Annotated in this window: 20 protein-coding genes; 6 read left to right on the forward strand and 14 right to left on the reverse strand. The window is 74.3% G+C overall.

The features are described 5' to 3' along the window. Position 1 precedes the first annotated feature (1 nt). The 10 genes from QBL21_RS16920 to QBL21_RS16965 form a co-directional block, all read right to left on the reverse strand. The gene (locus tag QBL21_RS16920; RefSeq protein ID WP_407563032.1) at positions 2 to 604 is read right to left on the reverse strand and encodes a GNAT family N-acetyltransferase; all 603 of its coding nucleotides are present in this window, start codon (positions 602 to 604) and stop codon (positions 2 to 4) included. Beyond that, positions 591 to 2,732, reverse strand: coding sequence for a penicillin acylase family protein (locus QBL21_RS16925; protein WP_407563033.1), 2,142 nt, complete (start codon positions 2,730 to 2,732; stop codon positions 591 to 593). Before QBL21_RS16925 ends, QBL21_RS16920 begins: the two co-directional genes overlap by 14 nt. A 138-nt stretch (positions 2,733 to 2,870) precedes the next feature. After that, entirely contained in the window at positions 2,871 to 4,604 is a 1,734-nt protein-coding gene (locus QBL21_RS16930) for a cytochrome bc complex cytochrome b subunit (RefSeq protein ID WP_407563034.1), read from the reverse strand. Positions 4,605 to 4,705: 101 nt separating this feature from the next. Further along, on the reverse strand, positions 4,706 to 6,883 hold the full coding sequence (locus tag QBL21_RS16935; protein ID WP_407563035.1) for a SpoIIE family protein phosphatase: 2,178 nt from the start codon (positions 6,881 to 6,883) through the stop codon (positions 4,706 to 4,708). Positions 6,884 to 6,976: 93 nt separating this feature from the next. Next, entirely contained in the window at positions 6,977 to 7,765 is a 789-nt protein-coding gene (locus QBL21_RS16940; protein WP_407566454.1) for a hypothetical protein, read from the reverse strand. A gap of 174 nt (positions 7,766 to 7,939) precedes the next feature. After that, positions 7,940 to 8,929: a zinc-dependent alcohol dehydrogenase family protein gene (locus QBL21_RS16945; protein WP_407563036.1), complete on the reverse strand. Its 990-nt coding sequence runs from the start codon at positions 8,927 to 8,929 to the stop codon at positions 7,940 to 7,942. Next, positions 8,926 to 9,816, reverse strand: coding sequence for a carbohydrate ABC transporter permease (locus tag QBL21_RS16950; RefSeq protein ID WP_407563037.1), 891 nt, complete (start codon positions 9,814 to 9,816; stop codon positions 8,926 to 8,928). The genes QBL21_RS16945 and QBL21_RS16950 overlap by 4 nt, the downstream gene beginning before the upstream one ends. Continuing rightward, complete coding sequence (locus QBL21_RS16955; RefSeq protein ID WP_407563038.1) at positions 9,813 to 10,784, reverse strand: carbohydrate ABC transporter permease; 972 nt, start codon at positions 10,782 to 10,784, stop codon at positions 9,813 to 9,815. Before QBL21_RS16955 ends, QBL21_RS16950 begins: the two co-directional genes overlap by 4 nt. Next, positions 10,781 to 12,148: an ABC transporter substrate-binding protein gene (locus QBL21_RS16960; protein ID WP_407563039.1), complete on the reverse strand. Its 1,368-nt coding sequence runs from the start codon at positions 12,146 to 12,148 to the stop codon at positions 10,781 to 10,783. The genes QBL21_RS16955 and QBL21_RS16960 overlap by 4 nt, the downstream gene beginning before the upstream one ends. A 145-nt stretch (positions 12,149 to 12,293) precedes the next feature. After that, positions 12,294 to 13,055: a DeoR/GlpR family DNA-binding transcription regulator gene (locus tag QBL21_RS16965; protein ID WP_407563040.1), complete on the reverse strand. Its 762-nt coding sequence runs from the start codon at positions 13,053 to 13,055 to the stop codon at positions 12,294 to 12,296. Positions 13,056 to 13,549: 494 nt separating this feature from the next. On the opposite strand from QBL21_RS16965, the gene QBL21_RS16970 reads away from it, so the two are divergent. Further along, positions 13,550 to 14,416 (forward strand): family 16 glycosylhydrolase, encoded by an 867-nt coding sequence (locus QBL21_RS16970; RefSeq protein WP_407563041.1) that lies wholly within the window; start codon positions 13,550 to 13,552, stop codon positions 14,414 to 14,416. 13 nt (positions 14,417 to 14,429) lie between these two features. On the opposite strand, the gene QBL21_RS16975 is transcribed toward QBL21_RS16970, so the two are convergent. After that, complete coding sequence (locus QBL21_RS16975; protein WP_407563042.1) at positions 14,430 to 15,833, reverse strand: amidohydrolase; 1,404 nt, start codon at positions 15,831 to 15,833, stop codon at positions 14,430 to 14,432. A 196-nt stretch (positions 15,834 to 16,029) separates the two neighbouring features. Here QBL21_RS16975 and QBL21_RS16980 point away from each other — a divergent pair, with 196 nt between their 5' ends. Further along, entirely contained in the window at positions 16,030 to 17,703 is a 1,674-nt protein-coding gene (locus QBL21_RS16980) for a cellulase family glycosylhydrolase (RefSeq protein ID WP_407563043.1), read from the forward strand. A 146-nt stretch (positions 17,704 to 17,849) separates the two neighbouring features. On the opposite strand, the gene QBL21_RS16985 is transcribed toward QBL21_RS16980, so the two are convergent. Both QBL21_RS16985 and QBL21_RS16990 read right to left on the reverse strand, forming a co-directional pair. Beyond that, positions 17,850 to 18,797 (reverse strand): NAD(P)-dependent oxidoreductase, encoded by a 948-nt coding sequence (locus QBL21_RS16985; RefSeq protein ID WP_407566455.1) that lies wholly within the window; start codon positions 18,795 to 18,797, stop codon positions 17,850 to 17,852. Beyond that, entirely contained in the window at positions 18,772 to 19,602 is an 831-nt protein-coding gene (locus QBL21_RS16990) for an aldo/keto reductase (protein WP_407563044.1), read from the reverse strand. The genes QBL21_RS16985 and QBL21_RS16990 overlap by 26 nt, the downstream gene beginning before the upstream one ends. A 60-nt stretch (positions 19,603 to 19,662) precedes the next feature. Here QBL21_RS16990 and QBL21_RS16995 point away from each other — a divergent pair, with 60 nt between their 5' ends. The 3 genes from QBL21_RS16995 (at position 19,663) to QBL21_RS17005 (ending at position 22,159) form a co-directional block, all read left to right on the forward strand. After that, positions 19,663 to 20,289 carry a TetR-like C-terminal domain-containing protein gene (locus tag QBL21_RS16995; protein ID WP_407563045.1) on the forward strand — a complete coding sequence of 209 codons (627 nt, stop codon included), beginning with the start codon at positions 19,663 to 19,665 and terminating at the stop codon, positions 20,287 to 20,289. Between the two features lie 245 nt (positions 20,290 to 20,534). Beyond that, positions 20,535 to 21,146, forward strand: a complete 612-nt coding sequence (locus QBL21_RS17000) for an RNA polymerase sigma factor (RefSeq protein WP_407563046.1) — start codon at positions 20,535 to 20,537, stop codon at positions 21,144 to 21,146. After that, complete coding sequence (locus tag QBL21_RS17005) at positions 21,146 to 22,159, forward strand: hypothetical protein (RefSeq protein ID WP_407563047.1); 1,014 nt, start codon at positions 21,146 to 21,148, stop codon at positions 22,157 to 22,159. Before QBL21_RS17000 ends, QBL21_RS17005 begins: the two co-directional genes overlap by 1 nt. A gap of 103 nt (positions 22,160 to 22,262) precedes the next feature. Here the strand turns inward: QBL21_RS17005 and QBL21_RS17010 are convergent, their stop codons facing one another. After that, a complete protein-coding gene (locus tag QBL21_RS17010) occupies positions 22,263 to 22,550 on the reverse strand; it encodes a hypothetical protein (RefSeq protein WP_407563048.1) in 288 nt (95 codons plus the stop codon). A 76-nt stretch (positions 22,551 to 22,626) separates the two neighbouring features. On the opposite strand from QBL21_RS17010, the gene QBL21_RS17015 reads away from it, so the two are divergent. Continuing rightward, positions 22,627 to 23,430, forward strand: a complete 804-nt coding sequence (locus QBL21_RS17015; RefSeq protein ID WP_407563049.1) for a class I SAM-dependent methyltransferase — start codon at positions 22,627 to 22,629, stop codon at positions 23,428 to 23,430.

The raw sequence follows: 23,430 nt of genomic DNA on the forward strand, positions 1-23,430 counted from the left end.
GTCAGCCGCCGGCCACCGGACGGAAGGCCAGCCGGGCGCGCTTCGGCGGGAGGTGGACCTCCGGCAGGTCGACCTCCGGCAGCGTGACCTCCGGGCCCAGGGTGAAGCCCTCGCGGCGCAGCCGGGCGATCGCGGGCGCGTTGTCCGCGTCCGGCTCGGCCACCAGGCGCCGCGCGCCGGCCGCCGCCGTGAAGGCGGTGACGACCTCCATCAGCGCGGCCGTGAACCCGGGCTGCGCCGCGCCGGCGGCCGGGCCGATGAGCATGTGGACGCCCATGTCGCCGGGCTCGGCGGGGTAGCACTCCGAGACCCGGTCGGCGGCCGGGTCGTACGTCTGGAGCAGCGCGACCGGCGTACCGTCCCGCAGCAGCAGGTGGGCGTGGTGGGTGGCGAGGGTGTCCATGTGCGCGTAGACGTCGCGGACGTGCTCGCGGTCCAGGCCGGTCATGCCCCAGAAGCGGGCGCGGTCCGCGGCGACCCAGCCGTGCAGCAGGCCGGCGTCCGCGTCCGGGACGACGGGCACGACGCGCACCGTGCCGAAGCCGTCGACCTTCCGCTCGTAGCGCGGTGCACGGTCGCGGGGTGCGGGGTCAGCGGTCGCCATGGGACTCCTTCAGGGCCTGCCAGTCGGTGAGTACGGGAACCAGCTCACCGTGCAGCCACGGCGCGAGCTGGTCGCGGTGGTGCGGGTCGCCGGGGACGCCGCAGGCACCGAACGGGACCACCCAGCGGCTCCGTTCGCGGCGGGCGAGGTCCCAGACGTAGCGGGCGGCGGGGCCGCGGGCGCACAGGTCGGTGACGCCGGGGACGGCGGCGGTGGCCAGCACGCAGTCCTGGTCGCCGGCCAGGCCCGGCCACTGCTCGCCGCCGGCCCCGCCCCGCTCCCCGGCATCGCCGGGCAGCGCCTGCCAGGGTGCCAGCCGGTGCGCCTCGCCCCAGGTCGCGGGCTCGCCCGGCGCCGCCGCGGCGAGCTGGGCGGCGGCCTCCTCGGCGGCGGCCCGCACCAGCGCGGGCCGGTCGATCTCCGGCAGCCGGCCGGTGGTGAGCAGGGGGCCCAGCGCGTACGCGATCCGGGTGCGCAGATCCAGCCAGGGCAGCAGCAGCGCGGGGTACGCGGGCGGCTCGGCCAGCGGCGCCAGTGCGGGGTGGGCGGCCAGGGCCCGTACGACGGCGGAGCGCAGCCGCGCGTACGCCAGCGCGTCGGCGCTGCCGGCGTCCATCCGCAGGTCCCAGCCGAGCAGCCGGGCCCGCAGGTCGGCGGCGGCGGGGCCGAGTCCGTCGAGCCCGGCGAGGAGATCGAGCAGGGGGCGGGCCGCGGCGGCGAAGGTGTCGGTGTGGATCGCGGCCATGTCCCCGGCGCGCCACTGGTCGCCGCCGGCCAGCAGTTCGCGGATGCGCTCCGCGCGGTACGGCGGGGCGAACTCGGCGCCGAACGGGGCGGCCGGGCCGCGCTCGTTCGCCATCACCGCGATCCCGCCGGCCACGGGCACCGACGGCATCGGCGCGTGCCGCCCGCGCCACTCGAACGCCGCGTCCCACGCCGGTACGGCGCCCCGCAGGTTGGCCTCGTCGCGTACGGGCACCGTCCCGGCGACGCGGTGCAGCAGCCCGCCCTCGGTGTCGGCGGCGAGCACCACGTTGACCGGCTCCGCCCAGCGGTCCAGCGCCGCGTCCACGTCGGCGACGCGTCGGGCCGCGAGCAGCGCGGGCAGCGCGGAGAAGCCCGCGTCCCCGTACACCCGCGGCGGATACCGCAGGCTCAGCGCCTCCCACTCGCCGTCCCCGTCGCCGCTCCCGCCGCCTTCCGCCGCGCCGGGCGGGACCTCGGCGATCACCGGCCCGCGGCCGGTCTCGACCACCTCGACCGCGGCCGGCTCCCCGCCCGCGACCTCCACGGTCTCGGTGTGCGCCGCGGCCGGGCGCCAGCCGTCGGGGCCGAACGCCTCGACACGTCCCGCGCGGCGGCGCAGCCGCTCACGGTAGAGGTCCTGGTAGTCGGCCATCGCGTTGGTGATGGCCCAGGCGACGCCGCCGGCGTGGCCGAAGTGCGGCAGCCCGGGGACGCCGGGCACGGCGAAGCCGACGACGTCGTACTCGGGGCAGGCCAGGTGGATCTGCTGGTAGACCCCGGGATTCTCGATGAACCGGTGCGGGTCGCCGGCGATCAGCGCGCCGCCGCCGGCGGTCCGTTCGCCGGACACCAGCCAGCCGTTGCTGCCCGCGGTGCCGGGGCCGTCGGTGGCGAACAGGCCCACCGCGTCCGCGCCCAGCCGCTCGGCGGCCATCCGGCGCCAGAGCTTGGCGGGGAAGCCGGCGAAGAGGATGTGGGTGGACAGCCACACGGCCAGCGGCGTCCACGGCGACCAGCGGCCGGGCGCGAGGGCGGTCGCCGCGAACTCCGGCGCCCGGGCCGCGCCTTCGGCGAGTCCGGCGTTGACCCCGTCGACGTACGACGAGACCCAGCCGGCGGTCTCGCGGTCCTCCTCGGCCAGCCGCCGGAAGCAGCGCCGCGCGGTGTCGTCCAGCCGCGCGCGGCGGGCGAAGACGTCCCAGTCGAGGGCGGCTTCACCGAGGAACGCGGCGGCGGTGCCGGCGGCGCGGTGCCGCTCGACCTCCAGTTGCCAGGCGCGGTCGTGGGCGGCGTTGTGTCCCTGGGCGTAGGCGAGTTCGCGGGGGTCGGCGGCGCGGATGTGGGGGATCCCCCAGGAGTCCCGGTACACCTCGATGCTCAACGCCGTCGCCACCCCTCGCTCGAAAGAACTTAGGGTAGCCTAACCAAAAAAGTCGGGTGGGGCGCGGTCGGGGGTCCGCGCCCCACCCGGTCGGGGGCCTGCCTCAGTGCCGGACGAGGGCCGTCGGGGGGCCGTACCTCATCCGGACGAGGGGCCGCCCGGGCCCTCGTCCGCGGATTCCAGCTCGCGGGGTCCGCTGCCGGAGGGCAGCTCGGAGTGGTCGTGGTCGTGCTCGGCCGCGCGGTACTCCTCGGCGGTCGGCTTCGGGATCTGCGTGCCGGGCCCGAACATGTGGTGGGCGAGCTTGGCACGCACCCGGTTCGTGATGCCCACGGGTGGTCTGGCGACGCCGTTGGCGTCGGTCGCCGGTTCGAGTTCGTAGGGCTCCGGCTGGTCGTGGGAGGTGAGCTTGTGCAGCTCCTCCTGCGACAGCGGCTCGTGCACCTCGATGTACTCGCCGTGCGGCAGCCGCTTGATCATGCCGGTCTCGCGGCCGTGCAGCACCTTGTCGCGATCGCGCCGCTGGAGCGCCAGGCAGATCCGTTTGGTGACGATGAACGTCAGCACCGGCACCACGAAGACCGCGATCCTGAGGGCCCAGGTGACGTTGTTGACGGAGACGTGGAAGTGCGTGGCGAAGATGTCGTTGCCGCCGCCGATCAGGAACAGCACGTACAGCGCGAGCCAGGAGGTGCCGAGCGCGGTCCGCACGGGCACGTTGCGCGGCCGCTGGAGCAGGTGGTGCTCCCGCTTGTCGCCGGTGACCCACGCCTCGATGAACGGGTACGCGCCGATGGCGACCAGCATGAGCGGGAAGAGGGCGATGGGGATGAACACCCCGAGCGCGAGGGTGTGGCCCCAGGCGTTGATCTCCCAGCCGGGCATGATGCGCACCATGCCTTCGGCGAAGCCCAGATACCAGTCCGGTTGAGCGCCCGTCGACACTTGGTCCGGCCGGTATGGACCGACGTTCCAGATCGGGTTGATGCTCGCGATCGCCGCGATGAACGCGATGAGGCCGAAGACCAGGAAGAAGAACCCGCCGGCCTTGGCGATGTACACCGGCATGAACGGCGCGCCGACGACGTTGTTGTTCGTCTTGCCGGCGCCGCCCCAGTGGGTGTGCTTGTGGTAGAAGACCAGGATCAGGTGCAGCACCAGCAGGGCGAGCATGATCCCCGGCAGCACCAGGATGTGCAGGGCGTAGAAGCGCGGGATGATGTCGTGCCCCGGGAACTCCCCGCCGAAGAGGAAGAACGTCAGGTACGTCCCGACCACCGGCGTGGAGATCGTCGCACCCTCCACGAAGCGCAGGCCCGTACCCGAGAGCAGGTCGTCGGGGAGCGAGTAGCCGAGCAGCCCCTCGAAGAGGCCGATGAAGAGCAGCAGCCAGCCGAACACCCAGTTGATCTCGCGCGGCTTGCGGAACGAGCCGGTGAAGAAGTGCCGCATCATGTGCACGAGCATGCCGACCACGAAGATCAGCGCGGCCCAGTGGTGGATCTGACGCACGAGCAGACCGCCGCGCACGTCAAAGGAGATGTCCAGCGTGGAGGCGTACGCCTGGGACATCCGTACGCCGTTCATCGGCTCGTGCGAGCCCTCGTACACGACCTCGGTCATGGAGGGGTCGAAGAACAGCGTCAGATAGACACCGGTGAGCAGGATGACGATGAAGGTGTAGAGGCAGATCTCGCCCAGCAGGAAGGACCAGTGGTCCGGGAAGACCTTTCTTGCGTACCTGCGTCCGGCTCCGTGCAGGCCGAGCCGGCCGTCGGCCCAGTCGGCGAAGCGTTCGCCGGACGACGTCCCGGTGGGCGGCCGGGTACTCGCCGCGCCACCGGATGTGCCCTCCGCCTGGGTTACGGACATGCGGTTGCTCCTGCCTCCCTGGTGCACTCACTCCTAAGGACAGGAACAGAAGGCCGAATGTGACACGGAGACGGGGCGGTGTGAGCCACGTCACACCGGGCTCAGCCTCCCGGAATCTCCTGCTCGGTCCAGACGACTTTGCCGCGGGGGCTGTAGCGCACGCCCCAGCGGTGCGCCAACTGGGCGACGAGGAAGAGCCCGCGCCCGCCTTCGTCGTTGCTCGTGGCGTGCCGCAAGTGCGGCGCGGCGTGGCTGGTGTCGGAGACCTCGCAGGTCAGCACCGACTGGCGGATGAGCTTGAGCCCGATGGGGCCGGGGGCGTGCCGGACCGCGTTGGCGAGGAGTTCGCTGACGATCAGCTCGGTGGGCAGCGTCATCTCCCGCAGCCCCCAGTCCGTGAGCCGCCTGCGCACCAGGTCGCGGGCGTCGGACAGCGCGGAGGGATCCACCGGCAGTTGTACGGAGACCAGGTGGTCCGGCGGCAGCGCCCGCAGCCGGGCCGCCAGCAGCACCGCGTCGTCGCTGGGACGGGAGGGCAGCAGGTCGCGTACGGCGTCGTCGCACAGGTCCTGCACCGGGCGCGCCGGGTGGGCGAGCGTGCGGCGCAGCCGGGCCAGCGAGTCGCCGGGGCGCTCGGGCAGCAGGCCGTTGGTGTAGAGCGCGAGCAGGCTGCCCTCGGGCAGGTCCAGTTCGGCGCTGCGGAACGTACCGGAGCCGCCGCCCAGCGGCGGGCCCGTCGCCGCCTCGACGACCTCCGTGCCCCCGTCCGGCCGTACGACGACGGGCGGCGGATGCCCGGCGAGCGCCAGGGTCACCCGCATGGCGACGGGGTCGTGCACGGCGTAGACGCAGGTCGCCGCAGGCGGCGGGCGGCCCCGCTGCGGGTCGGCGAACGGGTCGGGCGGCTCCTCCATGAGCCGGGAGACCAGCGCGTCCAGATGGGTCAGCAGCTCGTCCGGCGGCAGGTCGAGCCCGGCCATGGTGTCGATCGCCGAGCGCAGCCGGCCCATGGTCGCCGCGGCGTGCAGCCCGGAGCCGGTCACGTCGCCCACCACCAGCGCCACGCGGGCGCCGGACAGCCCGATGACGTCGAACCAGTCGCCGCCCGCGCCGCCGGTGCCGGGGAAGGTGCCCGGCACGTACGCCAGACCCGTCTCGATCGAGCTGTTCTCCGGCAGTTGCGCGGGCAGCAGGCTGCGCTGGAGGGCGGAGGCGGTGGTGTGGGTGCGGTTCTGGCGGCGGGCGTTGTCGACGCTCACCGCCGCCAGCTCGGCGACCTCGGTGGCCAGCCGCAGGTCGGCGTCGTCGAAGTGGAAGGGGCGCTCGGAGCGGTAGAGGCTGACCAGGCCGAGGAGCGCGCCGCGGGCGGCCAGCGGCACGAGGATGAGCGAGTGCGCGCCCTCCGCGGCGGCGGGCAGGTCCGCCTGGCCGTCGTCGGTGCCGCTCCCGGGATCCGGCTCGGCATCGGCCTCGTTCTCGGGTACGGGCATGGGGTCCTGCCCCTCCGGTACGTCGCTCTGGAGGGGCCCGGGGTGCGCCGGGTACTGGATGAGCCGCGGGCGCAGGTCGGTCAGCGCGCGGGACTGCGGCGAGGCGTATGGGTAGCGCACCAGCGTGCCGACGCCCTGCCCCTCCCGGTACGCCGGCGGCGCCACCGCGGCCCGCCGCAGCGCCAGCTCCTCCGCCCCCGGCGCGGGCGACGACTGGTCGCCGCGCCACACCGAGTCGGCGATGTCGACCACCACCGCGTCGGCCAGCGCCGGCACCACCACCGCGGCCAGCTCGCGGGCCACGTGGCCGATGTCGAGCAGCGCGCCGATGCGCGCCTCCGCGGCGTACAGCAGCTCCAGCCGGGACCGGGAGCGCCGGCGGTCGGTGATGTCGCGGACGTGGGCGAGTACGGCCGCGGGGGCGCCGCCGTCGTCGTCCGCCATCGGGAACGCGGAGACCGACAGCACCCGGTCGCCGTCGCCGCCGGCCATCCGCACCCCGCGCACCGGGTCGCCGGTCGTGAGCACGTGCCGCAGCAGCCGCTCCAGTTCGGCCCCGTCGGCGACCGCCCCCACCTCCCGGGCGGCGGGAGCCGCGGTCCCCGTACGCTCGCCGCCGGCCGGCTCCTCCGGTACGCCCGGGAGCCGGTGCGCGGAGACGTTGGCGCGCAGCAGCCGCAGCTCGGCGTCGAAGACCAGCAGCGCGGAGTGCGCCCGGGCGAAGAGCACGCCGAGCAGCAGCGCGTCGAGCCGGCCGTCGTGGGGCGCGCTGGCGTGGGCACTGGCCATGCCCCCAATCTCGCCCCCGCGAGGGCATCGCGCATCCGCACGGGCGCGCCGGCGACGCGCACCGCGGGGACCGGCTCACCCGTTCGGGTGCCGCTACCCGTCCGGGGTCTTTGCCCGGCCGCGCTCCTGCCCGTCCTGGGCGCCGGTGCCGTCGGTCGGTGTCGGGGTGGGCGAGTGCGAGGGGGAGGAGGACTGCGAGCCGGAGGGGGTGCCGCTCGGCGCCGAGACCGTCGCCCGCGAGGAGGCGGTCGAGGACGGGCCGCCGGGCTTCGCGGAGCTGCCGCCGGGGCTGGGCCCCGGCGTCGTCGGGTCCGCCGGTGCGCTCGTCGGCGGGGCCGTGGTGGGCCGGGAGCGCTGCACGCGGTCCGGGTCGCCGGCCCGCTCGGCCGGCGGGCTCGTCGTCGGTGCGGCACCGGGGTCGGCGCTCGCGCTCCCGGCGTCGGTGGGCAGCGGCCCGAGCGGGGCGTCGGGGCGCTCGTCGGCGCGGGTCGCGTCGGGCGTACCGGCTCCGCCGAGCACGTTCGCCGCGACCAGCCCGGCGGAGATCGCCGCCACCCCCGCGGCCGCGAGGGCCGCCAGCCGTGCGCGGGGCGGGCGCCGGCGCCGGCCGCGGCCGTGCCGGGCGCGGTGGGGGACGACGGCGGGCTCCAGCATGTCGTCGTCCGGGGCGGCACGCGCGTACGGAGCCGTGTCCGCGGACGCCGACCGGGCCTCGGTGAACAGCTCCACGTCCCGCGGATCCGGCCCCGGCACGGGGGGACCCGGCTCCTGGAGCGGGGCGCTCCCGCCGCCCGCGGGGTCGACCGGGGCCGCGCCGGCACCGGCGCACCAGGGCGCGCCGGCCGCGTCGTGCCACCTGCCGCAAGCCGCGCAGTCAATCATGGCCACCTGACCTCGCCGTCCTTCCGTGGCGTGGAGGGGTCTGCCGACAACGGCTCAGTCTGCCAGCGGCCAACAGGGGCCGTAGCGTAGTGAATCGGTATATATGAGCGCCGTCTGAGACCCGTCTCACACGGCGCCCACACCGGCCTCCCGCGGTCACGGCGGTGACGGCGGTTACGGCACCACCACGATCTTCCGGCCCTTGCCGGCCGCGAACTGCTCCAGCGCGGCCGGGTACTGCTCCAGCGGCAGCCGGTCGCTGATGAGCAGCTCGGGGTCGAGCACGTCCGCGGCGAACAGCTCCGCCGCGCGCTCGTAGCTGTGCAGCACGGCCATCGAGCCGGTGATGGTGATCTCCTGGTTGTAGATGCGGTACGGCTCGATGGTGGCGGTCGTCGCGTAGTCCGCCACCCCGAACTGGAGGAACGTGCCGGCCTTCGCGACCCGGCCCAGGCCGTCCTGGATCGCCGCCGCGTTGCCGGTGGCGTCGATGACGACGTCCCAGCCCGCCGGCTGCCCGAACTCCTCCGGCGAGGCCGCCGCGCGGCTGCACCCCACCTTCTGCGCGGTGGCCAGCCGCTCGGGGTTGACGTCGACCACGTCCACCGCCGCCGCGCCGGTGCGCTTGGCCAGCTCCAGCATCATCAGCCCCATCGTCCCCGTGCCGTAGATCAGCACATGGGCCGCCAGCTTGCTGTGGAGCACGTCGTAGCCGCGCACCGCGCACGACAGCGGCTCGATCAGCGCCGCGTCCTGGGTGCGTACGTGGTCGGGCAGCCGCACGCAGTTGGCGACCGGCGCGACCGCGTACTCCGCCGCCCCGCCGGCGACGGTGACGCCGATGGCGCCCCACCGGTCGCACAGGTTGCCGTGGCCCGTACGGCAGTGGCGGCACTCGTGGCAGTACAGCGACGGGTCGACGGCGACCCGGTCGCCGACCGCGACCTCGGTGACGTCGCGGCCGATGCCGACGACCTCGCCCGCGAACTCGTGGCCCGGGACCACCGGCAGCGTGGGCGCGAACTCGCCCTGGAGGATGTGCAGATCGGTCCCGCACAGCCCGCACGCCGCCACGTCCACCACGACCTCGCGGGGGCCGGGAGAAGGGTCGGGGACGTCGGTCACGGTGACCGTACCGGGGGCTTCGATGACGGCGGCCCTCATTTGACGGCTCCTAGGGACAGGCCCTGGACCAGCTTGTCCTGGGCGGCGAACCCGGCGGCGAGCACCGGGAGGGAGATGGCGACGGAGGCGGCGCAGACCTGGGCGAGGAAGAGCCCCTGACTGGTGATGAAGCGGGTGAGGAAGACGGGGGCGGTCTCCGCCGTCACCCCCGTGAGCACCCGCGCGAACAGCATCTCGTTCCAGCTGAAGATGAAGCAGATCAGCGAGGTGGCGGCGATGCCCGGGCCGGCGACCGGGGCGATCACCCGGGTCAGCACGGTGGTGAGCCGGGCGCCGTCGATCTGCGCGGCCTCGACGATCGAGACGGGGATGTCCGCGAGGAACGACTGGAGCATCCACACCGCGATCGGCAGGTTCATCGACGTGTACAGCAGGACGAGCAGCCAGATGTTGTCGAGCATCCCGGTGTTCTTGGCGAACAGGTAGATCGGCAGGAGCCCGGCGACGACCGGCAGCATCTTGGTGGACAGGAAGAAGAACAGCACGTCGGTCCAGCGCTTGACCGGCCTGATGGACAGCGCGTACGCGGCCGGGAGCGCCAGCGCGAGCACCAGCACGGTCGAGAACGCGCTGGCCATCAGCGAGTTGAGCAGCGCGGGCCACGGGCTGGGGCCGCCGCCGGAGCCGAAGAACGTGCGGTAGCCGTCGAGCGTGAGCGACGCGGCGACCGCCGGCGGGTTGGCGGCGGCGTCCGACTCCGCGTGCAGCGACGTGAGCACCATCCACGCCACGGGCAGGAAGAACGCGATGCCGACGAGCCAGGCGAGCAGCCCGAGTCCGGCGCTGCGGCGCCGGGCCCGGCGCAGCGCGGGCGGCAGCGCGGTGCGGGCCGGCTTCGGGGCCGCGGCCGGTGCGGTCGAGGTCATGCGCGGGACACCTCCTCCCGGAACAGGGACGACACGACGCGCAGCGCGAAGGTCGCGATGACGATGGAGCCGATGACCACGAGCACGCCGGCGGCCGACGCCAGCCCGTACTCGTGCGCCTGGTAGAAGGTCTGGTAGATCGTGTACGGCAGGTTGGCGGTGCCCAGCCCGCCCGAGGTGATGGTGAACACCGCGTCGAAGTTCTGGACGATGTACACCGAGCCCAGCAGCACGCCGAGTTCCAGGTAGCGGCGCAGGTGCGGCAGCGTCAGATAGCGGAAGATCTGGAAGCTGCTGGCCCCGTCCAGCTTGGCGGCCTCCACCATCTCCGTCGGCCGGCTCTGGAGCCCGGCCAGCAGGATCAGCATCATGAACGGCGTCCACTGCCAGATCAGCGCCGCCTCGACGGCCATCAGCGGCATGTCCGACACCCAGTCCGGCTGCGGCGGCGTGTCGTCGCCGAACAGCTCCGCGACCCAGGTGATCGCGCCGTTGAACAGGCCGTACTCGGGGTTGTAGAGCGCGTGCTTCCACAGCAGCGCCGCGGCCACCGGCACCAGCAGGAACGGCGCGATGAGCAGCGTGCGCACCACGCCCCGGCCGGGGAACGCCCGGTCCAGCAGCAGCGCGACGAGCAGCCCGAGCACGACGCTGACCAGGACGACCGCGGCGGTCAGCAGCGCCGTGGTCACCACCGACTCGCGCAGGCTCTCGTCGCCGGCGACCTTGCCGTAGTTGTCGAGCCCGGAGAACGTGCGGTCGTCCGGGCGGAGCGAGTTCCAGTCGAAGAGGGAGATCACCAGCGTCGCCACGAACGGCAGTTGGGTGACCGCGATCAGGAACACCAGCGCCGGCATCAGCGGCGCGCGGGTGGCCCAGGCCCGCGCCCCGCGGCCCGGCCGGCGGGGTGCCGGCCGGCCCGCGCGCGGGGCCGGGCGCTTCGTGCGTACGGCGGTCGGGGCGCTCATCGGTCCTGGTACTCCCCGCCGACCTCCTCGGCCAGTTCCTGGGAGTTCTCCAGCGCGTCCTCGACGGACTGCTTGCCCGCGATGGCCGAGCTGATCTCCTGGGAGACCTTGGTGCCCAGGTCGGAGAACTCGGGGATGCCGACGAACTGGATGCCGGGCGCGGGCCGCGGCTGCGTGCCCGGGTCGCGCGGGTCGGCGCCCTCGATCGCCTCGCGGGTGATGTCGGCGAAGGAGTCGGCGGCCTTGAGGTAGTCCGGGTTCTCGTACGTCGAGGCGCGCTTGCCCGCGGGCGCGTTGGCCCAGCCCAGCTCCTTGCCGACCAGCTCCTCGTACTCCTTGCTCGACGCCCAGGAGATGAACTTCCAGGCGCTCTCCGGCCGTTCCGACGCCTTCTGCACGCCCCACGCCCAGGTGTAGAGCCAGCCGGAGGACTCGGTCTTGTCCACCGGCGCCGGCGCGTAGCCGATCTTGCCGCGGACGGGGGAGTCCTCCGCCTCCAGCGAGCCGGTGGCCGCCGTGGCGTCGTACCACATGGCGGTCTTGCCCTGGGTGAGGTTGTTCAGGCACTCGGCGTACCCCGACTGGGCCGCGCCGGCCTCGCCGTGCTCGCGTACCAGGCCGACGTAGAACTCCACCGCCCTGGTGAACTCCGGCGACGTGAGCTGTGCCTCCCAGTTCTCGTCGAACCAGGTGCCGCCCATGGTGTTGACCACGGTCGTCAGCGGCGCGACGACCTCGCCCCAGCCGGGCAGGCCGCGCAGGCAGATGCCCTTCATGCCGGGTTCGGCGCCGTCGGCCTTCGCGGCGAGGTCGGCGACCTGCTGCCAGGTCGGCTTGTCGGGCATCTTCAGGCCGTGCTCGGCGAAGACGTCCTTGCGGTACATGAGGAACGACGACTCGCCGTAGAACGGCTCGGCGTACAGCTTGCCGTCCTCGGCCGTCAGCGACTCGCGCATCGGCGCCAGCACGTCCTGCTGGTCGAACTTCGCGTCGTCCGCGGCGTACTCGTCCAGCGGCAGCAGCCAGTCGTTCTCGGCGTAGAAGGGGACCTCGAAGTTGCTGATGGTGGCCACGTCGTACTGTCCGGCCTGGTTGGCGAAGTCCTGGCTGATCTTGTCGCGGACCTCGTTCTCCGGCAGCACGGTGAAGTTCACCTCGATGCCGGTCTTCTTCGTGAAGTGCTTGGCCGTCAGCTTCTGGAGCTCCACCATCTGCGGGTTGTTGACCATGACGACGTTGACGGAGTCGTCGCCCCCGGAACTGCCGCCGCCCCCCGCGCCGCTGCACGCGGCGAGCAGGGCCGCGGCGGTGACCACGGGCACGAGGGTGCGGATGGTGCGCTTGCTGCGGGTCGGAGTGAGCATCGCATGCTCCCAAGGAGGGTCGGGGGAGGGAATCAGGGCGTACGAAGCCGGGCCACCCGGGGTGCTCGGTCGTCCGGGAAGGCGGGGCGTACGCGGGTTTGGGGTGTGGTGTGCTACGGAAGGGGCGCCGGGCGCGCCGGGCCGGTCAGGTCCTGATGACCTGCGGGCCCAGCAGCGAGTAGCGGTGGGCTTCGGCGGCGGGCAGCCCGGTGTCGGTGATGATCACGTCGAACTCCGAGACCTCCGCGAAGCGGCAGAAGCTCACCGCGCCGAACTTGGTGTGGATCCCGGCGAAGACCTTCCGCCGGGCCGCGCGCATCGCCTGCGCCTTCACCTCGCTGACCGCCGGGTCCGGCGTGGTCAGCCCGTACGTGCGGGAGATGCCGTTGGCGCCGACGTACGCCAGGTCGATGACGAAGCCGGCGAGCATCCTGGTCGTCCAGTGGTCCACGGTGGCCAGGGTGCTGCCGCGCACCCGGCCACCGAGCAGTAACACCGTGACGCGGTCGTCCCCGGCCATGGCGCTCGCGGTGGCGAGCGAGGCCGTGACGATGGTCAGCGGGCGGGGCCGCGGCAGCGCCTCGGCGATGAGCTGGGGGTTGAAGCCCTCGTCGATGAAGACCGTCTCGGCGTCGCCGAGCTGCTCCGCCGCCGCGGTGGCGATGCGCGACTTCTCCGGCACGTGCATGGTCGTGCGGTACGCGAGCGTGGTCTCGAACCCCGCGCTCTCCACCGGGTACGCGCCGCCGTGCGTGCGCCGGACGAGCCCGTGGTCCTCCAGGAGCGTCAGGTCGCGCCGTACGGTCTCCCGGGACACGCCCAGGTCGGCGGCCAGCTTGGCGACGTCCACCTTGCCGGCGCGCCGAGCGGTCTCCAGGATGACCCGCCTGCGTTCTTCTCCGTCCACGACGACCACCTGCCTTCGCGGTTTGCTGTGGGGGGTGCTGTCGGAGGGGGGAAGCCCTGCCCGTTCGGGCTTCCGAAGGCATTTCTACCGGCGGCCGACCCCACCGGCCAGGGTTGATGCACCGCACGTCGTGACCGCCTGTGCCCGCTTGCCCTGCCGTATCGCCGCTGGGGAGCGGCTGTTGCCCGGTTTCGCCGCGCGCCGCGCGTGCCCGCCCCGGCAGGGACGCGTGCCCGTTCGGTGCCCGCTTGGGCAACGGGCGTGGGTTCGGGCCCCGTTCGGCGGGGGTCGCCGGGGTGCGCCGCCGTTCGCTTCGGGAAATGAACGCGGCGGGATCCGCCGCATCCATTGACTGCGCCCGCGCAAAGGAGTTCACTTTCGCACCGAAACAGGTCTGGACCAAGCTCGATACCCGGCTGACCAGTCGGGACGCCCCGCACCAGCGGCGTTCCCCGGTCGGCAACCCCCCACCAGAGGAATCGAGGCGCACCTTCATGACATCACGGAGCAAACGGCGTCGCCGTACGCCCGCGGTCCTGCTGCTCGCGGCCGTCTGTGCCGGGCTGAGCTGGACACCCGGCTCGGCGGGCGCCGCGCCGGACGGCCCCGAGGCTGTGACCTTCGAAGACAACTTCGACGGACCCGCAGGTTCCGCCGTCGACGGCGGCAAGTGGCTGATCGAGACCGGCGACAACGTCAACAACCACGAGCGGCAGTACTACACGCCGGGCAACTCCAACGCGGCGCTCGACGGCCAGGGCAACCTGGTGATCACGGCGCGCAAGGAGAACCCCGGCGACTACCAGTGCTGGTACGGCCGGTGCGAGTACACCTCCGCCCGGCTGAACACCTCCGGGCGCTTCACCACCACCTACGGCCATGTAGAGGCGCGGATGAAGGTGCCGCGCGGGCAGGGCATGTGGCCGGCGTTCTGGATGCTCGGCGACGACATCGGCCAGGTCGGCTGGCCGGCCAGCGGCGAGATCGACGTGATGGAGAACGTCGGCTTCGAGCCGAACACCGTGCACGGCACGATCCACGGGCCGGACTACTCCGGCGCCGGCGGCATCGGGGCCGGGTATTCGCTGCCGGGCGGCGAGGCGTTCGCCGACGGCTTCCACACCTTCGCGATCGACTGGTCTCCGAACGAGATCACCTGGTCCGTGGACGGCAACGTCTACCAGACGCGCACGCCCGCGGATCTCGGCGGCAAGCGGTGGGTCTTCGACAAGCCGTTCTTCCTGATCCTCAACCTGGCGGTGGGCGGCTACTGGCCGGGCGACCCGGACGGCAGCACCGTCTTCCCGCAGCAACTCGTCGTGGACTACGTGCGCGTCACCACGCCCGACGCCGCGCAGTAGCGCGCGGGCGGGCTCACGTGTCGTAGCTCTGGATCCGGCGGCCGTGGCCGCGCTCGGTCAGCGCCGCGAGGCGCGGGGCGAGTTCGGCCGCGACCGCCGGCACGTCGACGGTCAGCAACCGCCGGTCGCGCATGAGGACCCGGCCGTCGACGACGGTCGTGCGCACGTCGCCCGCGCGGGCGCTGTGCACCAGCGTGGCGGCGAGGTCGTGCACGGGCTGCGTGTGCGGCCCCGTCAGATCGACCAGGATCACGTCGGCCCGGCGGCCGGGCGCGAGCGAGCCCACCCGGTCGCCGAGGCCGACGACCCGCGCGCTCTGCGTCGTCGCGTGGTGCAGCACCTGGCGTGCGGTCGCCCAGGTGGCGTCCCGCTCGGCCGACTTCTGCACCAGCGCGGTCAGCGCCATGCTCTCCCAGACGTCGAGCGTGTTGTTGGACGCGGCCCCGTCGGTCGCCAGGCCTACCGGCACGCCGGCCGCGCGCAGCGCGCGCACCGGCGTGGTGTCCCAGCCGAACTTCAGATAGCCGCGCGGCGCGGTCGCCACCCCGGCGCCCGGCGCCCGGCCCAGCAGCGCGATGTCGGCGTCCGTCAGCCCGGTGCCGTGGGCGATCAGCACGTCGGTGTCGAGCAGTCCGCAGCGCTGGAGCACCTCGACGGGCGTACGGCCGTGCCGGGCGAGGCTCTGCTCGGTCTGCTCCCGGTTCTCCGCGGCGTGCAGATGGACGAGCAGGCCGTGCTCCCGCGCGAGCCGGGCCGTGGCCGCGAGGTCGTCGTCCGTCACGGTGTACGGCGCGTGCGGCGCCAGGCACGTCGTGATCCGCCCGTCCGCGGCGCCGGCGCGGCGCAGCGCGAACTCCAGCGACCGCTCGCGGCCTGCCGTGCCCTGGGAGGAGAAGTACGCGAGGCCGAGCACGGCGCGCATCCCGGTGGCCGCGACCGCGTCGGCCACCCGGTCCATGGCGAAGTAGTGGTCGGCGAAGGTGGTCACGCCGCCGCGGATCATCTCGGCGCAGGCCAGCAGCGCGCCCAACTCGACGTCCCGGTCGGTGAGGTTGCTCTCCACCGGCCAGATCCAGTCGTTGAACCACTCCTCGACCGGCACGTCCTCGGCGAAGCCGCGCAGGAAGACCATAGGCGCGTGCGTATGGCAGTTGACCAGGCCCGGCATGGCGACCTGGCCGCGGGCGTCGATGCGCTCGGCCGCCGGCACCCGCGCCGCCTCGGCGGCGGACGTCACGGCGGCGATCGCGCCGTCGCGGATCACGATCCCGGCGTCCTCGGCGAACGCGACGTCGCCGCCGGCGTCGTGGACCAGCGCGGTGCAGCCCTCGATCACCAGGCCGGCGGGCGCGGAGTCCGGCCCGAAGCCCGGCCCGGCGTCCGGCCCCGGGCCCGCGGTGTGCTCCGGCTGCGCCATGGTCGACTCCTCGATCGGGCCGGGTGATCTCGCCGAGAACGCTACCGGCCGCCACCGACACCGCGCGGCGCCTTCGGTCCGTACGGGAAGGGGCGCGGCAACCGTCCCTGCCGCGGGCCTTGACGCGGCAGCGCCGGGAGTGGATACATGGGAGCGCTCCCATTCTCTGTTCCGACCGACTTGCGAGGAGCCGCACATGAGCGCACCGAGAACCACACCCTCCGCCGCTCGCGGACGCCGCCGGCGCGGCGGGCGGGCCCGGCCCGTACGCGCCCTGCTCGCCGTCCTGCTCGGCCTGGCCGCCGCCGTCGCCGGCTTCGGGCCGGGCGCCCAGGCGGAGCCCGCCGCCGCGGCCGTGGGGCTGCACACCGAGGGCGGGCGGCTGCTGGAGGGCAACGGCAACGACTTCGTGCTGCGCGGCGTGAACCACCCGCACGCCTGGTACACCGGCGAGCTGGACTCGCTGCGCGAGATCAAGCAACTGGGCGCGAACAGCGTGCGCGTGGTCCTGTCCACCGGCGACCGCTGGCCGCGCAGTGACGTCGCGGACGTCGACAACGTTGTCAGCCAGTGCAAGGCGAACCGCCTGATCTGCGTGCTGGAGGTCCACGACACCACCGGCTACGGCGAGGAGGGCGCCGCCGTCTCGCTCGACCGCGCCGCCGACTACTGGGTAAGTGTCCGCGACGCCCTCGTCGGCGAGGAGGACTACGTCATCGTCAACCTCGGCAACGAGCCGCACGGCAACCAGGGCTACGAGCGCTGGACCGCCGACACCCAGGGCGCCATCGGCAAGCTGCGCGCCGCCGGACTCCAGCACACCCTGATGGTGGACGCCCCCAACTGGGGCCAGGACTGGACGAACACGATGCGCACCAACGCCCGCGCCGTCGCCGACTCCGACCCGCAGGACGACACCCTCTTCTCGATCCACATGTACGGCGTCTACGACACCGCCGCCGAGATCGAGGACTACCTGACGTCCTTCACCAGGGCCGGGCTGCCCGTCGCCGTCGGCGAGTTCGGGCACAACCACTCCGACGGCAACCCCGACGAGGACGCCATCATGCGCCTCACCCGGGAACTGGGCCTCGGCTACCTGGGCTGGTCGTACAGCGGCAACGGCGGCGGCGTCGAGTACCTCGACATGGTGCAAAACTTCGACCCGGCCTCGCTGACCGACTGGGGGCAGCGCTTCTTCAACGGCACGGACGGCATCGTGGCCACCGCGAAGGAGGCCACCGTCTTCGGCGGCGGAGGCGGCGACACCCAGGCGCCCAGCGCCCCCGGGGCACCCGCCGTCAGCGGCGTCACCCACGACTCGGCGACGCTGAGCTGGTCCGCGGCCACCGACGACGTCGGCGTCACCGGCTACGACGTCTACGCCGTCACCGGCACCACGGAGCGGCGCGTCGCCGGCACCACCGGCACCTCGGTCACCGTCACCGGCCTCGACCCGGACACCGCGTACACCTTCGCCGTACGCGCCCGGGACGCGGCCGGCAACGTCTCGCCCCGCTCCACCACCGTCACGGCCACGACCGGCAGCGGCCCGGCCCCCGGCGACGGCTGCTCGGCGGCGTTCGAGGTCGTGGGCTCCTGGCCGGGCGGCTTCCAGGCCGAGGTCGCCGTCGCCAACACCGGCGACACGCCGATCGACGGGTGGGAGCTGAGCTGGACGTTCGCCGGCGGCCACACCGTCTCCAACGCCTGGGGCGGCAGCGTCAGCCAGAGCGGCGCGGCGGTCACCGTCACCCCGGCGGCGTACACCAGGGTCGTCCCGGCCGGCGGGTCGGTCACCGTGGGGATGACGGGCACGGGCGCCTCGACGCTGTCGGCGCCCGACGACCTGGCCTGCGCCACGGACTGAGCACGGCGCGCCCGCCCGGCGGTACGGGGCCCGCCCCCGCGGCCGCCGGGCGGGCGGCGGCGCGGCGCCTCCCCGGCCGCCGCGCCGCCGCCCGCGGCTCCGGTACCGGTAGGGCCCGTACCACCGCCTCCGCCCGGGGCCGCCCCTCAGCCCTTGACGCCGAAGCTCGTGTACACCGCGGCCAGGTCCTCGTCCCCGTGCCCCGCCTCTGACGCCTGCCCGTACAGCTCCCGCAGCGCCCCGAGCAGCGCGGTGTCGACGCCCGCGCCCCGGGCCGCGCCGTCGATCAGATCGATGTCCTTCAGCGCGCCGTCGAGGGAGAACTGCGGCTCGTACGAGCCGGCGAGCATCCCCGCGCCCTTCGCGTGCGCGTACCGGCAGTCCGCGGGCGCGCCGTCGATGGCCGCGAGGAACAGCTTCGGGTCCAGGCCGAGCGCACCGGCCAGGGCCAGCGACTGCGCCGACGCCGCCGTGATCGAGGTGATCCAGGCGTTGCACGCCAGCTTCAGCGCCGTGCCCGCGCCGACTTCCGGGCCCGCCCACACCGACTTCACCGAGATCGCCCCGGTCAGCGGCTCGATCCGGGCGAACACCGCCGGATCGCCCGCCGTCAGCAGCGTGAGGCGGCCCGTCTCGGCGGGCTGCCTGGTGCCCAGCAGCATCGCCTCCACCAGCGTGCGCCCCGCCGCGTCGGCCAGCTCGACCGCCCGGCGGGTCCCCTCGGGGCCGACGGTGGCCGTCTGCACCCACACGGCGTCCCGCGGCGACGCCGCCAGCGCGTCGCCCAGGACGGCGAGCACCGCCTCGGCGTCGTAGAGCGCGACGAGCACCGCGTCGGCGTCGCGCACCGCCTCGGCGGCGCTGTCCGCGACCCGCGCGCCGTCGGCGGCGAGCGGTCTCGCGCGTTCCGGCGTGCGGTTCCACACGGTCACCTCGACGCCGCCGCGGAGCAGCGAGCGCGCCATGCCGGCGCCCATCACGCCCGTTCCCAGTACTGCTGCTTTCACCTTCCGGACTCCTTCGTCGTCACTCGCCGGCGCGGCACCCCACCTGACGGACCGCGGGTCGTCACAGCTCCTCGTGCACGTCCGGATCGCCGCCCACGCGGCGCTGCGGCCGGCCGGCGACCGCGGCCATCTCGGCGGCCGTCAGCTCGAAGCCGAAGACGTCGAGGTTCTCGCGCTGCCGGGCCGGGTCCGCGGACTTCGGGATGGGGACGGCGTCGAGCTGCGTGTGCCAGCGCAGCACCGCCCGGGCGGGCGTCACGCCGTGCGCCTCGGCCACCCGGGCGAGCGCCGGGTCGGCAAGCACGTCGGTGCCGCGGCCCAGCGGGCTCCAGCTCTCGGTGACGATGCCCTTGGCGGCGTGGTGGGCGCGCAGCTCCTCCTGCGGGAAATGCGGGTGCAGTTCGATCTGGTTGACCGCCGGCAGCACACCGGTCTCCCGCTCCAGCCGGTCGAGTTGGGCGACGGTGAAGTTGGAGACGCCGATGGAGCGGACGAGGTCCTCCTCGCGCAGCTTGATCATCGCCCGCCAGGAGTCGACGTACAGGTCCACGCGCGGCAGCGGCCAGTGGATCAGGTACAGGTCGACGTAGCCCACGCCCAGCCGCTTGCGGGACTCCTCGAAGGAGGCGAGCGTCTGCTCGAAGCCGTGGTGGCGGCCGGGGAGCTTGGTGGTGACGACGACGTCCTGGCGCGGGACGCCGCTGCGGGCGATGCCGCGGCCGGTACCCGTCTCGTTGCCGTAGTTGAGCGCGGTGTCGACCAGCCGGTAGCCGGCCTCCAGGGCGGTGGCGACCGCCCGCTCGGCCTGCGCGTCGTCCATCGGGTACGTGCCGAGGCCGAGGGCGGGGAGCTTCGTACCGTCGTTGAGCCTGCGGACCGGGACGCTGGTCACACGAGCACCTTCCGTTTATCGTACGGTGCGTTCAGTATAAGGCGGGCGCCGGAGGCGGGCATGGGCGAGACGGGCGGGCCGCGCGCGCCGCGGGGCCGGCCGCGCAGCGAACGGGCCAGGGCCGCGGTGCTCGCCGCCGCCGCCGAGCTGCTGGTGTCCGGCGGGGTACAGGCGGTCAGCATGGAGTCGATCGCCGCCCGCGCGAGGGTCAGCAAGTCGACGGTCTACAAGTGGTGGCCCAGCCGCGGACACGTGATGCTGGAGAGCCTGTCGAGCCTCACCGGGGACACGTCTGCCGGGCCGGCCGGCGGCGGGTCGCTCGCCGACGCCCTGACCGCCGAGGTCGGCGCGCTCGTCCGGGCCTTCCGCGACACCTCCGCCGGCCACCTGATGGCCGACCTCGTCGCCGCCGCGCAGGCCGACCCCGGCATACGTACGGCGCTCGACGAGCGGTGGGTGCGCCCCCGCCGCGCCGCGAGCGCCCGACTGCTCCACGACGCCGTCGACCGCGGCGAACTGCGCCCGGACACCGACGTCGCCGCCGCCGTCGACCAGCTCTTCGCGCCGGTCTACCACCGGCTGCTCTTCCGCCACCGACCGCTCGACGGCGACCTCGCCGCCACCCTCGTGCGCCAGCTCCTCGACGGCCTCGGCACCGGCCGCGGGCAGCCGGCCGAAGATCGGTGACCTTCCGGGTGACACCCCCGTACACGCCCCGTTCCGCGCGAGAACTCCCTTACGTCCCAAGGCGTATGGGCCCGTGTACGCGGACTGGACGCGATCCCGCGGCGGGCCGTAGCGTGCTCTTCCGCGCGGGCGGACAGCGAAGGCATGTGGTCGGCCTCCCGAAAAACCGGCACCTGGGGGGTGCTTACCGAATGGATCCGTTTTGTGTGCGCCCGACCAGAGCGCCACGGGCGGGCTGACCCGGCATGACAGAAGCTGACGCAGCGTTGACGGAGGCCGTACGCGCCGCACGGGCCGGCGACGAGACCGCGTTCGTGAACCTGTACCGGACGGTGCACCCCTGCCTCGTCCGCTACGTCGGCACGCTCGTCGGCGACGCGGCGGGAGACGGCGACGCGGAGGAGGTCACCGCGGGCGCGTGGCAGGAAATCGCCCGCGAACTGCCCGCGTTCGGCGGCGACGCCGTGGGCTTTCGCGCCTGGTGCGCCCGTATCGCCCGCACCCGCGCGCTGACGCACCTGAGTCGCCGCCCCGGCCGCGCCCGCGGCCCGCAGCCTCCCGCGCAGCGCCCGGAAGCCGCCCCGGAGCGGCCGGACGGCGGGCGTACCCTGGCCCTGATCGCCTGGCTGCCGCGCGAGGAGGCCGATGCCGTCGCGCTGCGGACGATCGTGGGGCTGGACGCCGAGCGAGCCGCCTACGTGCTCGGCACGAGCCCCGCAGCGGCCCGCGCCGTCACCCTCCGCGGCCTGCGCCTGCTCGCGGACCAAGTCGGCGAGGCCGCCGCCGGCGCCCGTCCGGCCGGCGAGCCGGCGGGCGACGCCACCTGCACGGCCACGTGGATGCTCAGGGGTATGTGATGGGCGACGACGACCGGAACACCTGGCTCGACCAGCGCGCCGCCGAGCAGTTGCTCGCCGGCGAGGAACTGGACGCCGGGGCCGCGCTGCCGCCCGCCGACCGGGACACCGCGGAGCGGCTGGCCGCGCTGCTGGAGACCGCGGCCCGCGCCGGCCGTCCGGCGCTGGACACCGAACTGCCGGGGGAGCGGGCGGCGCTGGCCGCCTTCCGCGCCGCACACGCCGCCGAGCCGGCGGATCCCGCCGGCTCCGCCGGACCTGCCGTACCCGCCCGCAACGGCCACCCGCTGAACGGCCGGGCCGCCAACGGCACCCGGCCCAACCGGGAGAGCCGCGTGCCGGCGCGGCGGGTGCCGGCCGAACCGGTGGTGCGGCTCGCGCCCGCCGCCGCGGGCACCACCGGCGTCCCGCCCGCGCCCCGGCGGCGGCGCCTGCGCACCGCCGCCGCGGTCACCGCGGCCGGCTGCGTACTCGGCGGCGTCGCCCTCGCCGCCGGTACGGTCCTGCGCACCACCCCCGCCGACCCGGAACCCACCACCGGCCCCGCCGTCTCGCCCACGGCCACCGCCGACCCGGACCGTACCGGCGGCGACGACGCCAACGAGAACGCCGCGTCCGCGGGCGGCGGCCGTGCCGAGGACCGGCCCGAGGGCAAGCGCGACAAGCCGGACACCAGCACAGCGCCCGGCGGCGGCGCGGACCACGGCGCCGCGCCGGACGGCCGCGAGGACGAGGACGCGGGCCAGGGCGGGGCCGGTCACGTCGACGAGCCGGGCGCGAAGGGCAAGTCGGTGGAGCGGCTGTGCGAGAAGTTCCTCGCCGTACGCGACGGCAAGGAGAAGGTGCGCGACAAGAAGTCCTGGAACCGGCTCGTCCGGGAGGCCGGCGGCGAGGACGCCATCGCCGACTTCTGCGCCGAGCACGTCGGTCCCGGCGGCAAGGGCGGCCCCGGCGGCCCCAAGGCCGACCACGACGAGGGTGACGAAGGCGACGAAGGCGACGAGGACGACTGAGCCGGCGCTCTGGCCGGGGCCCCCGCCCCACGGGGGAACTGCGCCCCTGGGCCCGTACGAGGACCGCGCCCGGACTCGAAGCGCGCCGCCGCCGAAGCGCGCCTCACTCGAACTGCGTCAGCACCATCGTCACCAGCCACAGCACGATGGCGCACGCGAGCGTGACCGCCGGCCAGCTCCGCGCCGTCTCGCGCAGCGGATGCCGCCGGCGGACCGACGTCCACACCACCCAGAACGCCTCGGCCTCCGCGGGCTCCACGCGCTCGCCGTCCAGCAGCCACAGCGCCCCGTCGCCGCCCGGGGCCCGTAAGCCGCGGGGCCCGCGGTCGTCACGTCCCTGCTCGACCTCCCTCACCAGCCGGCCGCCGCAGTAGCTCTCGCGTCGGATCAAGGGGGCGTTCCTCTCGGTGGCGGACGCCGCGAAAACGACGGTGCTCGGGCAGGGAAGCCGATCATAAGGTGGGCCGGTGAGAGACGACGAACGCGAACGGCTGCGCAGGACCTTCACCGAGGCGCCGGAGCTGTACGACCGCGCCCGCCCCCGCTACCCGCGGGAGATGTACGACGACCTCGCCACCGCCGCCCCCGCCGGGCTGGGCCCGGACTGCCGGGTGCTGGAGATCGGCTGCGGCACCGGGCAGGCGACCGTGCCGCTGGCCGAGCGCGGCTGCCGGGTGACCGCGGTCGAACTCGGCGCGGGGATGGCGCGGGTGGCGCGCCGCAACCTTGCCGGGTTCCCGGACGTGGACGTCGTGAACGCGGCGTTCGAGCAGTGGCCGCTGCCGCCGGAGCCGTTCGACGTGGTGCTCGCCGCCACCGCGTTCGCCTGGGTCGACCCCGCCCTCCGGGTGCCGAAGTCGGCGGACGCGCTGCGCCCCGGCGGCGTGCTGGCCACCGTCCGCACCCACCATGTGGCCGGCGGCAGCCTGGAGTTCTTCGCCGCGGCGCAGGGCTGCTACGAGCGGTTCGACCCCGCCACGCCGCCGGGCCTGCGCCTGGAGCCCGCGGCCGCCATCCCCGAGGACCGCGACGACCTCCGCGGCGCGGAGGGCTTTGCGGAGCCGGTCTTCCACCGCTACGAGTGGGACCTGCCGTACACCACCGCGGAGTACCTCGACGTGCTGCGCACGTACTCCGGCCACCGGGCGCTGCCCGCCCCGGCCCGGGACGGGCTGCTGGCCTGCCTCGCCGGCCTCATCGACGGGCGCCACGGCGGCCGCATCGTCAAGCGCTACCTGACCGAGCTGCGCCTGGCCCGGCGCACGGGGTGA

The organism is Streptomyces sp. 184, from assembly GCF_045781775.1.
Lineage (GTDB): Bacteria > Actinomycetota > Actinomycetes > Streptomycetales > Streptomycetaceae > Streptomyces.

What these genes read in the sequence shown, in the direction of transcription:
- QBL21_RS16920 (WP_407563032.1), bottom strand. Translation starts at nt 604, where the DNA reads ATGGCGACCGCTGACCCCGCACCCCGCGACCGTGCACCGCGCTACGAG.
- QBL21_RS16930 (WP_407563034.1), bottom strand. Translation starts at nt 4,604, where the DNA reads ATGTCCGTAACCCAGGCGGAGGGCACATCCGGTGGCGCGGCGAGTACC.
- QBL21_RS16935 (WP_407563035.1), bottom strand. Translation starts at nt 6,883, where the DNA reads ATGGCCAGTGCCCACGCCAGCGCGCCCCACGACGGCCGGCTCGACGCG.
- QBL21_RS16940 (WP_407566454.1), bottom strand. Translation starts at nt 7,765, where the DNA reads ATGATTGACTGCGCGGCTTGCGGCAGGTGGCACGACGCGGCCGGCGCG.
- QBL21_RS16945 (WP_407563036.1), bottom strand. Translation starts at nt 8,929, where the DNA reads ATGAGGGCCGCCGTCATCGAAGCCCCCGGTACGGTCACCGTGACCGAC.
- QBL21_RS16950 (WP_407563037.1), bottom strand. Translation starts at nt 9,816, where the DNA reads ATGACCTCGACCGCACCGGCCGCGGCCCCGAAGCCGGCCCGCACCGCG.
- QBL21_RS16955 (WP_407563038.1), bottom strand. Translation starts at nt 10,784, where the DNA reads ATGAGCGCCCCGACCGCCGTACGCACGAAGCGCCCGGCCCCGCGCGCG.
- QBL21_RS16960 (WP_407563039.1), bottom strand. Translation starts at nt 12,148, where the DNA reads ATGCTCACTCCGACCCGCAGCAAGCGCACCATCCGCACCCTCGTGCCC.
- QBL21_RS16970 (WP_407563041.1), top strand. Translation starts at nt 13,550, where the DNA reads ATGACATCACGGAGCAAACGGCGTCGCCGTACGCCCGCGGTCCTGCTG.
- QBL21_RS16975 (WP_407563042.1), bottom strand. Translation starts at nt 15,833, where the DNA reads ATGGCGCAGCCGGAGCACACCGCGGGCCCGGGGCCGGACGCCGGGCCG.
- QBL21_RS16980 (WP_407563043.1), top strand. Translation starts at nt 16,030, where the DNA reads ATGAGCGCACCGAGAACCACACCCTCCGCCGCTCGCGGACGCCGCCGG.
- QBL21_RS16995 (WP_407563045.1), top strand. Translation starts at nt 19,663, where the DNA reads ATGGGCGAGACGGGCGGGCCGCGCGCGCCGCGGGGCCGGCCGCGCAGC.
- QBL21_RS17000 (WP_407563046.1), top strand. Translation starts at nt 20,535, where the DNA reads ATGACAGAAGCTGACGCAGCGTTGACGGAGGCCGTACGCGCCGCACGG.
- QBL21_RS17005 (WP_407563047.1), top strand. Translation starts at nt 21,146, where the DNA reads ATGGGCGACGACGACCGGAACACCTGGCTCGACCAGCGCGCCGCCGAG.